Origin of the sequence: Arthrobacter rhizosphaerae (genome assembly GCF_023062595.1) — a bacterium.
Lineage (GTDB): Bacteria > Actinomycetota > Actinomycetes > Actinomycetales > Micrococcaceae > Arthrobacter > Arthrobacter rhizosphaerae.
In genome coordinates this window covers 56,522-72,189 of the sequence record NZ_JALLAN010000012.1, presented here as the reverse complement: position 1 = coordinate 72,189, position 15,668 = coordinate 56,522, and the positions used below count along the sequence as shown (strand labels likewise).

Annotated in this window: 8 protein-coding genes; 7 read left to right on the top strand and 1 reads right to left on the bottom strand. The window is 60.8% G+C overall.

Annotated elements, in window-relative coordinates; translation table 11 throughout:
* The first annotated feature begins 92 nt into the window (after positions 1-92).
* The 4 genes from MU551_RS16095 to MU551_RS16080 all read left to right on the top strand — a co-directional run bounded on the left by MU551_RS16095 (position 93) and on the right by MU551_RS16080 (position 7,980).
* A complete protein-coding gene (locus MU551_RS16095; protein ID WP_247046284.1) occupies positions 93-2,540 on the top strand; it encodes a beta-glucosidase family protein in 2,448 nt (815 codons plus the stop codon).
* Entirely contained in the window at positions 2,533-3,999 is a 1,467-nt protein-coding gene (locus MU551_RS16090; protein WP_247046283.1) for an MFS transporter, read from the top strand. Before MU551_RS16095 ends, MU551_RS16090 begins: the two co-directional genes overlap by 8 nt.
* A 146-nt stretch (positions 4,000-4,145) precedes the next feature.
* Positions 4,146-5,159: an SDR family NAD(P)-dependent oxidoreductase gene (locus tag MU551_RS16085; RefSeq protein ID WP_247046282.1), complete on the top strand. Its 1,014-nt coding sequence runs from the start codon at positions 4,146-4,148 to the stop codon at positions 5,157-5,159.
* Between the two features lie 667 nt (positions 5,160-5,826).
* Positions 5,827-7,980, top strand: coding sequence for a tannase/feruloyl esterase family alpha/beta hydrolase (locus MU551_RS16080; protein WP_247046281.1), 2,154 nt, complete (start codon positions 5,827-5,829; stop codon positions 7,978-7,980).
* Positions 7,981-8,326: 346 nt separating this feature from the next.
* Here MU551_RS16080 and MU551_RS16075 read toward each other — a convergent pair whose 3' ends face one another.
* Positions 8,327-9,100, bottom strand: coding sequence for an IclR family transcriptional regulator (locus tag MU551_RS16075; RefSeq protein ID WP_247046279.1), 774 nt, complete (start codon positions 9,098-9,100; stop codon positions 8,327-8,329).
* Positions 9,101-9,553: 453 nt separating this feature from the next.
* On the opposite strand from MU551_RS16075, the gene MU551_RS16070 reads away from it, so the two are divergent.
* The 3 genes from MU551_RS16070 (at position 9,554) to MU551_RS16060 (ending at position 15,526) form a co-directional block, all read left to right on the top strand.
* Positions 9,554-10,588, top strand: a complete 1,035-nt coding sequence (locus tag MU551_RS16070) for a DUF4192 family protein (RefSeq protein ID WP_247046277.1) — start codon at positions 9,554-9,556, stop codon at positions 10,586-10,588.
* Between the two features lie 815 nt (positions 10,589-11,403).
* Positions 11,404-14,976: a MobF family relaxase gene (gene mobF / locus MU551_RS16065; RefSeq protein ID WP_247046275.1), complete on the top strand. Its 3,573-nt coding sequence runs from the start codon at positions 11,404-11,406 to the stop codon at positions 14,974-14,976.
* Between the two features lie 22 nt (positions 14,977-14,998).
* Positions 14,999-15,526, top strand: a complete 528-nt coding sequence (locus tag MU551_RS16060) for a hypothetical protein (RefSeq protein WP_247046274.1) — start codon at positions 14,999-15,001, stop codon at positions 15,524-15,526.
* Positions 15,527-15,668: the final 142 nt, after the last annotated feature.

The window sequence follows — 15,668 nt, the reverse complement described above, 5'->3', positions numbered from 1 at the left end:
ATGCAAATTAGAAACGCGTAACTAATTTCGCGTAAGTGAGTCGTCAACCACGACCGTGCCGGGGACGGCCGGTCGCGCATGAAAGGTGACCGATGCTCTACCGCAACCCCTCGCTACCCCTCGAAGAACGCGCGCTGGATTTGCTCGGACGCATGACTTTGGCGGAAAAGACCAGCCAACTTGTCGGGATCCTCCCGCAGCCCCTCCTTGGAGCCGACGGCGTGACCACTCCCCAGCTGGAACGGCACCTTGCCCACGGGATCGGGCACATCGCCGGAGTTGGGATCGCCGTCAATGATCCGGTGCACCTTGCACGGCTCAACAACGACGTCCAGAAATATCTCCTTGAATCAACCCGGCTCGGAATTCCAGCTATTCTGCACAACGAGGCTCTGAACGGACTTTTGGCCCAGGGGTACACATCGTTCCCCACTGCGATCGGTTTGGCGGCCACATGGAACCCTGCGGGAGTACGTGAGATGGCCGACCTGACCAGGCGGCAGATGCTCTCGCTCGGTATCCGTCAAGGACTGGCGCCGGTACTCGATGTGGCACGTGACGCCCGCTGGGGCCGTGTCCATGAAACGTACGGAGAGGAAGTCCTTCTCGTCTCGGCCATGGGCGTCGCTTTCGTGCAAGGCCTTCAGGGAGATGACCTGCGCGACGGCGTGTTGGCCACAGCAAAGCACTTCCTCGGTTACTCGATGACCGAGGCGGGGCAGAACCTTGCCGCTACCCAGCTTGGAAGCCGTGAGCTCTACGACGTTTATGCAACCCCCTTCGAAGCAGCGATCCGCCTTGCCGGATTGCGGAGCGTCATGAACAGCTATTCAGAAATCGACGGTGAACCGGTAGCGACGTCCTCAGCTGTCCTCTCTCACCTCTTGAGGGACAAAATGGGCTTTCGAGGGACAGTAGTGTCCGACTACCGGACGATCCAGTACCTCGTGGAGCGTCAGTGCGTGGCCAGTACCGCCCAGGAAGCAGGCGCCATGGCGGTGTCCGCCGGGCTCGACGTCGAACTGCCCAGCGCCTATGGATTCGGGCCGGCACTGGCCGACGCCGTGAACCAAGGCATGGTCGATGAAGCTGTGGTCGACCAGGCCGTCCTCCGGGTCCTGACCCACAAGTTCGAACTCGGCCTGTTCGAGAAGCCTTTTGTTGAAGAGGATCCAGTCCGGCTCAGGGATCTGGCGCAGGAGGGAAAGAAGCTCTCCAAGGAGTTGGCTGTTCAGTCCGTGACTCTGCTCAAGAATGAAGGTCGCGTGCTGCCCTTCCGCCGGGATGTCCGCCGTATCGCGGTCATAGGACCGCACGCGGACTCTGCCATGGTCAACTTCGCCAACTACACCTATCCCACCACCTTGGAAATGATCAAGGGGATGATGAGTGGCCGGTCGCGGATGGTGGGAATGGAAAACGCGATGGATGGCATGCCGGAGGACATGAAAAAAGCCGCCGCGGAGCGCATCAGCGCAATGGAGAACCTCGATCTTGAGCAAGCTGTTCGTGAACAATATGGGTGCCAAAGCCTTGCCGAGGCAATACGTCAGCTCCTGCCGGATGCAGACGTCGTGTCCATTCCTGGCACAGGTCTCCTCGACACGGACCCTCACGATATTGAGTCAGCTGTTGCTGCCGCCACATCGGCCGACATCGTCATCCTTGCCATCGGTGGCAGGGCCGGAGCCTTCTCGGGAACAACGACAGAAGGCGAAGGAACCGACTCCGCCAACATCGACCTGCCCTCCCGTCAGGTTGAGCTCGTCCAGGCGGTCAGCTCATTGGGGAAACCAACAGCCGCCGTCCTCTACATGGGCCGCCCGTACGGGCTCTCCGGTGTGGACGAAGTCCTCCCGTCCCTGATGACCGCCTACTACCCCGGGCCGGAAGGCGCACCGGCACTGGCCAACGTACTCTTCGGGCTTTCAGCCCCCTCTGGCAAACTTCCCTTCTCCATCCCCCGGCACTCCGGCCAAGTACCGGTGTACCAGGCGCAGAAACGAGGCAGCGGATATCGGCGCGAGAGCATCGACATGGCCAAGGCCTACGCAGACATGCCAAGTACACCTCAATATGCCTTCGGGCACGGGTTGAGCTACTCAAGCTTTGAATATGGCCAACTCCGAATCGAACCTGCCATGATTACCGCAAACGAAGAGGTCACAATAACGATTCGCCTTTGCAATACAGGGGAAATCCCCAGTACAGAAATTGCACAACTCTACGTCGGCCTTCCAGGTACAGGTATCACCCGCCCCGCTCAACAATTGGCCGGTTTCGCCAGGGTTGAACTCGACAAAGGAGAAACAGCAGAAGTTAGCTTCGCAATCAAGGCCTCCCAGTTAGGCCATACAGGAAGGGACGGACGGTTCATCGTAGAGCCGGGCGAGGTTTCACTCTGGATAGGATCAGCCTCCAACGATCTCCGGGCACACGGGACCTTTACCGTCATAGGTCCACCCGTGGATATCGCAGCCGCACGGAGCTACCTTCCCGAGGTCCGGATTCATCAGGTGAAGCCCGCTTATCATGACTGAACCTTCGCCAAATCAACTGCGCGAGCAGAGCGCGAAGCCCCTCGCCGATTTCCCCGCCCCGGAAAAGTCCACAGTGCGCAACGGACCTATTGTGGGTGTACTGGCCTTCGCGGGCATCGTTGCTGCAGTGATGCAGACTCTCGTCGTGCCACTGATCGGCGAAATGCCGGAACTGCTCGGCACGAGCGCCTCGAATGCCACTTGGGTCGTCACCGCGACCCTGCTGGCAGCCGCGGTGGCCACGCCGATCAGTGGGCGGCTCGGCGACCTCTACGGCAAAAAGCGTGTCATGCTTGTCTGCTCAGTGCTGCTCGTCGCCGGCTCGCTGGTGTGCGCCCTGGCAACCTCCCTAATACCTATGATCGCTGGTCGCGCTCTCCAAGGCGCTGCCATGGGCCTCGTGCCACTGGGCATCAGCGCCATGCGCGATCTCCTCCCGACCGAGAAGCTCGGCACGTCGATTGCGCTGATGAGCGCCTCCATGGGCATCGGGGGCGCCCTTGGCCTGCCCCTCGCCGCCGCCGTGGCAGAATACTCGGACTGGCACGCACTGTTCTGGGGTGCAACCGCTCTCGCCGTCGCGGTCGCCGCCCTAATCTACTTCCTCGTCCCGGCCACCCCCGTGGCCGTCCGCGGTAAATTCGATTCCGTCGGAGCGGTCGGGCTCGGCGTCGGCTTGGTCTGTCTGCTCCTGGGCGTTTCGAAGGGCGCGGACTGGGGCTGGACCAGCGGCACGACCCTCGGCCTGCTCGTCGGGGCGGCCGTAGTGTTCCTCGCGTGGGGCTGGTTTCAGCTGCGCACTTCGGACCCGCTGGTCGACCTGCGAGTCACCGCCCGCCCCGTCGTACTTCTGACCAATCTGTCGTCGGTGGTTATCGGGTTCGCAATGTATGCCCAGTCGCTCATCGTGCCCCAGCTCCTCCAACTGCCCACCGAGACCGGCTACGGGCTTGGCCAGAACATGTTCCAGATGGGTTTGTGGATGGCGCCCGGCGGCTTGATGATGATGCTGACCGCGCCCGCCGGCGCCCGTATCTCCCACGCTCGCGGGCCCCGGACCACTCTCGCCATCGGTGCCGCCGTTATGGCAGTGGGCTACCTGGCCGCGGCCGCCCTCATGGGATCGACCTGGGGATTGCTCTTGTCGGTTTGTATTACCAACATCGGCGTCGGGTTTGCTTATGGCGCCATGCCTGCCCTCATCATGGGCTCCGTCAATAGCTCCGAGACCGGCTCAGCGAACAGCTTGAACACCCTTATGCGTTCCATCGGCACAACCATCTCGGCCGCAGTCGTCGGTGTCGTCCTCGCGAACATGACCGCCGACTTCGGAAGAATATCGCTGCCGAGCGAGTCCGGGTTCCACACCGGCCTGCTCATAGGCGCCGCCGTCGCCACCATCGCTGCGGTTATCGCGCTCCTTATCCCTGCGCGGGGGTACCAAAAAGGCATCGGATAGCAGCGACCTCACCGTCCGCGAGGAGTCGGCCACCACTGACGGCGCCTCGGTGCATCGCTGAGGTGCGCATCACCACGACCCCTCCGCCGCAGTAATCGGCAGCGTCGATGATCAACCCTGAACTTCAATCGAAAGGAACACCTCACATGTCCAAGCTCCTAGATGGCAAGGTGGCCATTGTCACCGGCTCCGGACAGGGCGTCGGCCGAGGAATCGCGCTGATGCTCGCCCGCCACGGCGCCCGCGTCGTCACCAACGACCTCGCCCCCCGGCGAATCACCAATGCGGTAGCTGCTCCCTTTCGCGCCAGCGCACTAGGCGGCACCGCACCCGCGCTTACCCAAGAGGAGTCGGAGCGCTTCGAAGCGACTGCCGGGGACGCTGAAAGCGTCGCAGCCCAAATCATCGCCGAGGGCGGAGAAGCTGTCCACCGATATGCCGACGTCACCAATCATGAAGCGACGGGTGACCTCATCCAAGCTGCCATCGAGGAGTTTGGCCGACTCGACATCCTCGTCAACAACGCGGCCGGAATGGGCTTCGGCCCCTTTTTGTCCCTGACCCCCGAGGACTGGCACTTCCAGGTCGAAGCGAAGCTGACGGGAACCTATAACTGCATGAGCCACGCCCTGCCTCTCATGATCAAGCAAGGGTCCGGACGCATCCTGAACGCGTCATCAGACGCATGGACCGGCATCCCAATGGTTAGCGCCTACGCCGCTGCCAACGCAGCAGTAGTCGCACTCACTAAATCGACCGCGAAGGAGGTCGCCAGGCACCACGTCACTATCAACGCCTACTGCCCGCAGGCCGCGTCGCCCGGCCACGTCAGCTTCAACGCCACCTTCCGGACCATGCTTCAAAAGCAGGGTATCCAGCTCAGGGTTGATGAGGAACGAACACGCCGCTCTGAAAAGGCGCACGGCCCCGCCGAAAACATGACCTTCCTGGCTTATCTTGCCTCTGATGAGGCGGCCCATATCAGCGGCTCGGTGTTCTCCGTGACCGGTGGCGGTGACATCGCCCTTTACGCAGATCCCCAGCACTCCACTTCTATCGTCAAGGACGGCGAACCCTGGACGATAGAAGAGCTTCGGAAGAGCTTGCACCATGAACTTCTCATCGACTATCGGCCCGTTAGCGAGAGAAGCGAGTTCTGAGGGACGCGAGGGGGACCCGTGGATCATCAATCGGAATAAGAGAAGTTCTTGTGCCGCCTCTGCGCTCACTCATGCCCAACAGGGTGGCTGGCATGAAGTGGCTCGGGCGTCCTTCAAGCCGGGACCAAGACTTTCCTTAGTTCCGTGCAGGTGCACGTGCAGGAAGACCGTGTCCGGGGCCTGCTTCCTAATCGCATCCGGGTAGCTACGGCGCAGGCAGAGCAGTCGAGGACAAGCCCGCCGTCACCGGCGTTGGCGAGTTCCGAAGCTACGGAGGCGAGCCAGGGCCAGCGTTCATCGTCGACCAACGGTTTCCCTGCGGCCATTTGGCTGCGTTCTCCATGTGGCGGCGCGGGTCGGCTAGTACGGGTACGCGGCCGCAAGCGGCAGCCTATTGCGGCACACGTCCACCAAAGCTAATATTGGTAATTGGTAAACCATTCTAATAATCAAAAAAGTGCTGCGTGGGGCCAGCGCAAACAAGGGACAAAGAGGTGCCATGTTGTTGCGTAATTTGATTGAGTCGGGGAGGCCTCGTACTTTTCGCGGGTCTCTCGTCACGAAATCTAGAGGGCTGCGTCTCACAGCCGCTCTCGGTGTTATCGGGCTAGGCACCGGGTTGATTACTGCAACGCCAGTGTCAGCCGCGGCGGAAACGTGCCAGTACTTGAGTCCGACACCGGTCGCCGGCAGTGACGTGGAGCCGCCCCTCGCTGTAGATGCAACCTGCGCTGACCCGGATTACAACGAGGGCACATTCGTGGTCGATAGCAAGCAGCAGCTTGTCTATACGGACCCCAGCGGTCAGACCATCCCCTACACGGAGGTCAAGGGACACTTCCCCGCCACGAATACGCCGGCGACGCTCCCGTCCGGCGTACGTCGCAGTCCCACGCTTAACCAGCAGGATGTCGTCTGGAGATTCCCCGCCAGAGAATTCTGGCAGAACCGCTCCTTTCAGCACACATACCCGCTTCAAGGAACGGGTCCCGCCGACCTTAACGAGGTGGATCTGGGCTTCGCGTTCACCAACGGCGCCTTCACCGTAAAGGTCAATCCTGGGAATCCGACCGGGGGCTATCGCGTAAACGCCGCCGCCACCAAGCTGGCCAAGGCTTACGCCAACCAGCACTACGGGAACAGCACCCAGATCAACAGCTACCTGTGGGGTCAGAGCGGCGGCTCGGGGCAGGCGCTGGGCGCGGCCGAGGGCACAACCGGCATCTGGGCGGGAGTGATCCCCGCTGTCATCGTGACTACCGGTTTGACTTGGCACTCATTCCAATGGCAGGCCCACTACGCTCTGGCGGTTCCGCTGGAGAAGCGCTCTGAGGTCCGCCAAGCTGCTGAAGTGGGCAGCGGCCGCAGCATTTATGACCCGCTTGACGTTGAGCAGCGCTCGGTGCTTGACGAGCTCCTCAAGGGAGGGTTTCCCCGTCTGGGTTTGGGGACGGCCTTGACGCAGGATCTTGTGACGGGCGGTGAAGTGCCCGTCGGTGATGCCACCGTCGGTTCACTCGTGGGGCCATTCCCGGGCGTGGCCGGCCCCAGCCTTGTTTACGGCCCGGGCGCGACGGCCATCCGCGCCCTTGATCCGACCTACGAGGACGATTTCTGGTCCAAGCCCGGCTACGCGGGTGCCAACCCGCCGAACTACCTCACGGGCGCCAAGGTGGATGGATTCGCTACGATCACGGAAATCGTGCGGGATGCGCAGGGCGTGCCTACCGCGCTAAAATTCGATCCGGCCACAGTTCCCGCGCTCGGATCGATCGGCGCGCGAAACCTCGACTATTACGTATACGACGCCGACGGCACAACGCGCACTATCGACACCACAAATCCTGCTTCACCTGTCTTTACGCTGACCGGCACGCTAGACACCACCACGAGCACCCTGGCCCTGCCGGCTAACCCCAATGTCCTGTCCGCAACCGCCCCAAACAGCAGGGTTCTTCTGGACGCCCTCGACGTTGGCGACAAGATCCGCATCAACAACCGGTTCTTCCTGGCCTACGCACACTACCCGCGTCACTCCATCCTGGACAACGGTAACCCTGCGTACAACCAGTACAAGGACAAGACTGGCAAGCCGAAGTACCCCCAACGTGAAATCCAACTTGCCAACATCAGCAGCCTTGCTGCAATGGGCGGCATAAAGGAGACCGGGAATATTAAGACCAAAGTCATGGTCATGGAAAATCTGGAGGATGCGAATTCCTACCCCAGCGTGGCCGGCTTCTACCAGCAGCAGGTTGAGAAGACCTTGGGGAAGCGCAAGGCCGACGAGATGTTCCGCGTCTATTACCAGGAGCACGCTGGGCACTCGAACGGAGGCCTCGTCCAGGGCATCTTCAACCAGATGGTCCTCGACCTGGTCGCCTGGGCAGAACAAGGCGTCGCACCCAAGCCGTCGTCGAGCTATACAATCGACTCGATGACTCAGGTTGTTCAACCGCACGACGCCGTCAACAGGAAGGGCTTGCAGCCTGTGGTTCACCTCACGGCGAACGGCGGGGATCGAGCCGAGGCCAGCTTGCTCCAGCCCGTGAACCTCTCCGCCACGATCGAGATGCCCCCGACGACAGGCAAGATTTTGCAGTACTCCTGGACCATTGAACGCCAGGGCGTGCCTGCCGTCACTGAACCGGCGACGGTGCTTCCCACTCCCACGGAGAAGGTCACGTTGACCCGACCGATTACCTTGCCCGGCTCAGGAGAGTATGTAGTCACCCTTAACACCATCGCAGACCGCAATGGAACCACCGGAACGAGCACTCCACTGCAGAATTTCGACCGAGTCCGCGTGGTCGTGCGCTGACACAACGGCGGGCGCTCGTGACCACCGAGCGCCCGCCTAAACCGCTTAATTCTGCAAGCTCCACTGCATCGGCGGCAGAATTCGTCGATAGTTGCGTGGCGTTAAGCAGGAGATGACGGCTAACTGCCCCACCTGAGCGTCATGCATCCCTTCTGCATAGTGTCCTCCGGGGACAGCCTTGGCAGAGCTCGTGCACTCGGCCTCGAAGATTGGACAGGCGGGGTACGAGTGCCGGGCAGGCGAGATAGGGGTGCCCATAATCCCGTCTTTGCCGAGCACAGCCGGAAGAGGCATCCTGGCCCTCAGTCAGGCTTTCCATAGGAGGCCCTCCCTTCAGCGGCAAAGGCTAAGCGGCAGGGAGACCCCGCGAAGCAGCAATGATCGACTGTATGGTCGGAACCTCAACAATCAGCTTCTCAAGCGGCAGCCTGAAGGCCAGTGCACTAAGACTGACAGCCCCTATTTGAGGACCGCCGAGATCAGCCAATACAGCGACACAATTTATGCCGATCTCATTCTCTTGGTCGTCAATCGCGTAACCACGGTCCCGAGTAGCTTCCAATTCTGCCCACAGGGCGGGGATCGTGATGATGGAGTTAGGTGTGCGAGCCTCCAGCGGTTGCCCGTTCAGCCATTTGGCCAGTTCCGCCTCACTGTGCAACTCGTGACTAAGGAGCATCTTTCCAACCGCTGTTCGATGAGCCGGGTTGCGTCCGCCGACTTCCGAAGTCAGCCGTACAGACCCGATCGGAGGGTCAACTTTCGCTCGATAAACAACTTCGGTCCCCACTAAAACTGCATAATGTGCCGTCTCCCCATATTGCTGGGCCAGCGTCCGTAACGCAGGTTCAATGCGCGTAGCATCGGGTCTGGCAGAATGATGGCGGAAAGCCAGCCGGATGAACTCGTCTCCCAAGATGTACACACCCCGGGAAACCTGATCTGCCAAATGAGCCCGGCGAAGGGCTGACAGCGCTCTGTGAACGGTCGGCTTGGAACTGTGAAGGCGCTGGGCCAGCTCGTCCAGTGTTGCCCCCTGAGGATGGCCTGCGAGATCAATCAGTACGGCGAGCACTCGATCAGCGCCCACCACCTTCTCGTCCTCATGTTGATCGTTCACATCAATCTCCATGCTCTTTTGTCGTTTATTGGAATAACATTACCGTGATACTCCTCGCGGTTACCGGTACGCTGCAGTGGCAGTTTGCGGGAGCGGCGGGGGTGCTTGTCGAAGCCCGTGATGCCAACTGTCACGGCACACTCACTACGTGAAGTCATGCGGCCCAGTCCCTGCGTATCCATGAACAGCCAAAGCATCATCGCTGTTTGTCATTCTGATACTCGATCATCGCTGGGCGGGCCCTCCGCGCAACCAGGGCGCCAAGCGCCGACCGCCCCACAAAATTTCGTTCGGCGCTCCTCCGTCGCTTATCTCCTTACGAAATTTCCTGGCTCCGCCGGTTCCCCAAGTTGCACTCCGGACCCTGATCCCAGCAGTGACTCCGTTATCAGAACGACGCCTCCATCCAATGGCCGGATCAAGCACCGGCAAGGCGATCAAGGAAACGGAATCATGGAAACGCTCACCATCAAATCCCCCGCAGACCTCCTCAGCTTCATCGGACACACCCTCGGCTTCTGGCCCCAGGAAAGCCTGGTCTGTCTCACTCTGGACACCAACCACATCGGCGCCACCCTCCGCGTAGACCTACCCCGGCACAACGGCGCCGAACGCACCTATGCCCGCACCGTCGCCGACTACCTCAGCCACGACTCAAGCGCCACCGGTGTCCTCTTCGCCCTCTACACCTCCACCCCCTGGGAACCCGGCCAGGACAAACCGCGCGCCGCAATCATCGCCGCCCTGACCGGCGAACTGGCAGCACGCGGACTCCCCATCCGGGACGGGCTGCTCGTCGGAAAGGACACCTTCACCCGCTACGACGACAGCCCCGAGAACTACGCCGACATCCCGCTCAGCACCACCCAGTCCAGCCAGATCAACGCCGAATACGTCTACCGCGGCAGCACCATCCACCCCACAGGCCGCATCACCTTGCCAGCACCAACCCAGGAAGCATCCAAGGCCAACGCGGTTCAGCAGCGCATGGAAGCCATCCGCCACCTGCCCCACCACGACGCGATCGACCAAGCCCGAACTCTCTGGTCCGACATGCTGAATTCCAAAACCTACCCAAGCGACGATCAAACTGTCAGCCTCATCGCGAATCTTCAGTTCTCCGGCATCCGCGATCAACTCATGGCAGATATCCCCGGCATCGACGAACCGATAGACCAGGTGCTCCTCGCCCAAACCACCGCCAAACCGCAATGGTCCCGCATCGAATGGGCCCAACAACTCCTTCTCCACGCTTACACCCAAACCAACAACCAACACGCCGCCCCGGTCCTCACCGCCATCGGCTACATCAATTGGTGGGAAGGCCGAGGCAGCAAAGCCCACCAGTTCCTCCAACTCGCCATCGAAGCTGACCCCAACTACCGCCTAGCCCGACTCAGCGACCAAATGATTGGCCAGGGAATGATCGCCCCTTGGAATACCGATAGACAAACCGCCTACCGGCCGAGGGGCCTTGAAGCTTCGTAGCTAGAAGGGCATTTAAGTACCAGTCCCTAGAGAACCGTCGACTCGCAGTCGACGGTTCTTTTTTACTCTTGATACACGCCTCTCGAAACCTGCGCGGCACTCCCTCCGAAGGCCTCCCAACGGCATGCTGCGCTACCGGGCCCTCAGGCCAGCGTCCTTCCCTCCGTGCCAGTCTCCCCCAGTCCTTCACACCTCTGGCATCCAAGGTCTTCGCCGTGAGGACTAGCTCACGGCATGTCATGTAGATGTTTCCCTTCATGCTGATGAACGAACATGAGCAGGAAGATTTGCGGGGAGTGCCGAGTGGGTTTCGAACCGTCTCGTAAAACACAGCAGTTCTGTTCCACACGCTGTGCGAACAGGCAGAGGGACCGCCGGCGGCGACAACAGAACAAGAAAGCGCGCGACGACGGCGGATCAGCCTCCGCTGCCAACTCCCCCTCCCCCGAAAAAGTGGCGAGCACTCCTGAACGCGCTCTCGAACGCCCTGCGACGAGACAACGCTTCGATGCGACTATCAAGACCAATCTGGAGACCATCGACGCACTCCAGACAAACCTGCGGTCCCAGTCGGGCGACGTCGACCGCCTTGAGGCCGAGAACTCCGAGCAACAGGCACGCATAAGCCTCCTCCAAGGGGAAGTTGCTCGCCTAAAAAGGGCCCAGCGAATCAACGTGCAGGATCTGGCGCACGTCGCTGCCAGGCTTGTCGCCATGGCCCAAGCAAAAGGCCTCCCATTAGACCCAAAGACGAGGGACATTCTCCGCAGTCGCGGGTGGATACCGTCTAAACGGCCAGCCGGAGTGCGACGACTATGACCATGTCCATCGCCAGGCTCTCGGCTCAGTCAGGCCTGAAGTATCTTTTCAAGACCACCATGATGGACGACCTGACAATCGCTCCCCCGGATGCCACAACGTATTACATGAAGTCCGGAACTCCGCAGGGTCGCTGGGCCGGCAGCGGATTGGACGGCATCAACCGGGCAATTGGCGACGTCGTCACGGAGACTGATGCCCAAGCGATCTTCGAACACACCGCACACCCAGACACCGGTGATGCTCTCGGCCGGCCACATGGCCACCCCACCGTAGTCCAAAAGGGCCAATGCCAAGCAACCACCCGCCATGCCGTTGCAGGCTTCGATCTAACCTTCAGCGTCCCCAAATCAGTTTCCGTCCTTTGGGCAATCAGCCCTCGCGCCGTTCAAGATCACATCCTTCAGACCCACCATGAAGCCGTAGAGGCAACGCTGAAATGGCTAGAAGACCTTGCCGTTCACACCCGCGCCGGCCGGAATGGGGTTGCCCATCTCGGTACCCGTGGCGCCATCGCTGCAGCCTTTGACCACTGGGAGTCGCGCGTGGGTGATCCACAACTTCACACTCATTTGGTCATGGCCAACCGCGTCCAACGGATCACTGACGGCGCTTGGGTGACGCTGGATTCGCGGACCCTGTACAAAGCCGCGGTGGCTGCCAGCGAGCACTACAACGGCCTGCTCTACGACGCCCTTCAGCGAAAGCTCGGAACTGCCACAGACATCCGAAAACCCGCAGTGAACACGCACAATCCCAGCCAGCAGCTCACCGGTATCGACGACGCACTGATCCGTGAGTTCTCCAACCGTTCCCGACTCATCGACGTCGAAACCGATCGTCTCGTGGCCGAATGGGTCAAGGAGCGCGGAACGCGCCCTAGCCCAACAACAATCGTCAAGCTCCGGCAACAGGCAACGCTCTCGACGCGGACTCCGAAGGCGGAAGCGATCACGCCGCTCCATGAACTCTCCGCACAGTGGAGGGCTCGCGCAGCGACAAAGGGTTTTGAGCCGGACCTGGTCCTCACAGCCACCATCCGACGTTCGCGAGCTACACCGTTCAGTGCCTGCGATTTCGCGGCGAGCTGGATCGACGCCGTCGCTTCCCTCACCCGCGAGCGCGTGGCCGCAAAGCGCTCCACCTGGAACCGATGGAACCTTCTGGCCGAAGCCGAACGGGTCTGCGCCGAAATCCGCTGTCATGCACCGGAGGATCGGAACGCAATGATGGACGCGGTAGCTACCGCAGCCGAAAGCCAATCCGTCTCGTTGAATGAGTACCGCTACAGTGTGCCCGCTGATGCTCAGCCCGATCTCCACTATGCAAACCAGAGCGTCTTCGACTTCCATGGCGCCCGTCTCTACACCGACGCGGCGACGCTCGCCAGCGAGGACGCGATCATGGCGGCCAGGAACGACGACGGCGGGCCAGCCGTACGCGACGTCGTGGCCATGGATTCACTCGCCAGCTATAGACATCGCGGCCAGCTCGAGTTGCACAACGACCAGCGAGCGGCTGCTGCCCAAGTCTTGCTGAGTGGTAACCGACTCGACGCCGTCGTCGGACCGGCTGGCACCGGTAAGTCAACAACGCTTGGTGCCATCAAGACGGCGTGGCAAGCAGAATTCGGGGCCGGCAGCGTCATCGGCCTGGCGCCGGCAGCCGCGAGCGCCGAGGTTCTGAGCCGCGAGCTGGAGATGGACACCGAGAACGTGGCGAAATGGCTCTATGAATCAGTCGGCCAAGGAGCCGGTAACCGCGCGGTCCAGTTCTTCGACGCGGAGCAGCGCCTCACCCGCTCGGTGACTGGAGATAGTTCGCGAGCCACCCGGCTCACGCAAAGGCTCATCAAGCTCGCGGCCGAGCAGGATAGGTGGCAGTTCCATCCCAAACAGCTCGTCGTCGTCGACGAAGCTTCCATGGTGTCTACGCTTCAGCTGTCTGCACTCGTGAATCAGGCCCGTGACGCTGGGGCGAAGGTCCTACTCGTGGGAGACCCTTGCCAGCTGGATTCCATCGATGCCGGTGGGATCCTTGGTTGGCTCGATCGGCAAGGAAAAGCCGCCAGACTAAGCACCATCTGGCGGTTCGAACAGACTTGGGAACAGCGTAGCTCCCTGAAACTACGTGCCGGCGACTTCGCCTCCATCACCGAGTACGACCAGAATCAGCGCATTCGGCACGGTTCCTACCTCGACATGGTCGACCAGGCGTATCGGAATTGGCACACCGACGTTCTCGAGGGAAAGACGTCCATTCTGATTGGCCCCGACAATGACACCGTGGGCATGCTCAATGAACGTGCTCAGGCAGACCGCGTGATCCAAGGCGCCGTTGATGCGGAACACAGGCTCGCCCTCAGCGACGGTCTGTATGCCGGCCCCGGTGACATCATCATTGCTCGCCGCAATGACCGCTCCATCGTGGATGGCGACGGCGCCTACATCCGTAACGGAACCATGCTCGACGTCGTCCGCGTCGGCAGGCGCGACGGATCCCTTTCAGCAGTCCGCCGGGATACCGGCGCCACCATAACCCTTAATAGAACGTATGTTGAGTCTTCAGTTGAGCTGGGATATGCGACGACGGCTCACCGCTCGCAGGGAATCACGGTGGATAGAGGGCATACTGTGGTGACGCCCGGTCGGCTCACGCGTGAACTTCTGTACGTGAGCATGACTCGTGGCCGAGTGGGTAACTACGCGTACGTCAGCGAGAACGATCCGCTAGAGCACGAGCCTATGGACCCCTCCATGCGATTCTCGTGGAGGGAGATCCTGGGCGAGGTCCTTGCCGCTGAGGGGTCGGAACGAACCGCCCATGAGGTCCGCGATGCTGAACTTTCCAAGGCCGACAGCCTCGAACGCCTCAGCGCAGAGTATGACTACCTGGCTCAGGTAGCCGCTGCCGAAGACCTGACCAGATTCCTCAAGGCGCACTCCATGGGAAGAGACGACGTGTTTCAGCAATCTCCATCGTGGGGTGCAGCTGTCGCAGCATGGCGCAGAGTCGCAATCATCAGCCTTCCCAGCGCCCAACGCATGGTCCAAGATGTCCTTGCCAACACAGACGCGGCGCGAGATCCAGTGGCTATCCTTCACTCGCGGCTCCGCAGCTGGGTGTCTCGGATGCCTGTGAATGAGCCGGGCACCCTGGCTGAGCCCTTCCAAACTGATCGCCCTGATCTGGCCAGCATGATGAATCAGGTAAAGGAGCGGATGCAGAACAGGTCGGACCACGTCTGCTTCCAAGCACTAATGCAGGAGCCTGAATGGAAACGGAACCTCCTGGAGACCCTGGGGCCAGACGTTGAATCAGACGAAGTAGCCTGCGCTATCGAGCGTGTCGCAATTTTCAGGGACAGGTGGGGCATTGACGGTTCGCCTCTTCCTCTCGGACCTAAACCCTCGGAATACGAATGGGAACAGCAATCGCAACGAGTCAACATCCAGGGCTTACTCGACCGAATCGCGATCTCCTCCCCCTCTCAGTGGCAGCCGGACACATGGGATGAGGCGTCGGCTGCACTGGAAGCCAGCCTTATCAATGTCGGTTGGCAGCTCTAAACTGAGGGCGAGAAGGAAACTGATGAACTCGAACCCTGTACTTAGACCTAAAGTGGCGACACCTGGACTGGCTCTTACCAGCACGGGGCTCTTGAGTTTGGTTGGTTATCTCGCATTCGGCACCACTACGAGTTCAGGTAACAGCGGTGTGTTGATGCTTGGAGCATTCGTCGTACTCTTGGCGGCCGTTGCTTGCGGCGCAACCTGGTTGGTTCGCGTGCGCAGACGCCGTGCCTGGATGCTTGCTGCTGAGGAGAAATGGCGGCACTTCCACGACGCGAAGCGGACCCAAGGTACAACAACTGAAATCACTGTGCTCAGTGTCGATGCTCTTGAGCCGACCGGCTCGTGGATCACCATCAGATGGAACCGCTTCGAGCACGTTCAGGCTGCCTGGATCGAAGCATTGCCGGAACCCATTTGGCCGGGATCGGTCCTTTTGATCTCGCCAGATCCGGATCAGGTAAAGCCCGGCGCTCCTTGGCCATCGATGTACTACATTCACGCGACAGAGTGCCTGGCGTGGGCACCCGATCAAGCCTCCCGGTAACTAGCCGTTGGAAGCCCGACATAGGCTGGTCGCCTTCTGGGACCTCTGCCTGATAGCGCCACCCCTTAATCTGGGCACAACAAGTTACTTGCACATGCGGGTGACGACCTATGTAGGTGGTTCGAATCAAGTCAATCTGGTG

What these genes read in the sequence shown, in the direction of transcription:
- MU551_RS16095 (WP_247046284.1), top strand. Translation starts at nt 93, where the DNA reads ATGCTCTACCGCAACCCCTCGCTACCCCTCGAAGAACGCGCGCTGGAT.
- MU551_RS16090 (WP_247046283.1), top strand. Translation starts at nt 2,533, where the DNA reads ATGACTGAACCTTCGCCAAATCAACTGCGCGAGCAGAGCGCGAAGCCC.
- MU551_RS16085 (WP_247046282.1), top strand. Translation starts at nt 4,146, where the DNA reads ATGTCCAAGCTCCTAGATGGCAAGGTGGCCATTGTCACCGGCTCCGGA.
- MU551_RS16070 (WP_247046277.1), top strand. Translation starts at nt 9,554, where the DNA reads ATGGAAACGCTCACCATCAAATCCCCCGCAGACCTCCTCAGCTTCATC.
- mobF (WP_247046275.1), top strand. Translation starts at nt 11,404, where the DNA reads ATGACCATGTCCATCGCCAGGCTCTCGGCTCAGTCAGGCCTGAAGTAT.
- MU551_RS16060 (WP_247046274.1), top strand. Translation starts at nt 14,999, where the DNA reads ATGAACTCGAACCCTGTACTTAGACCTAAAGTGGCGACACCTGGACTG.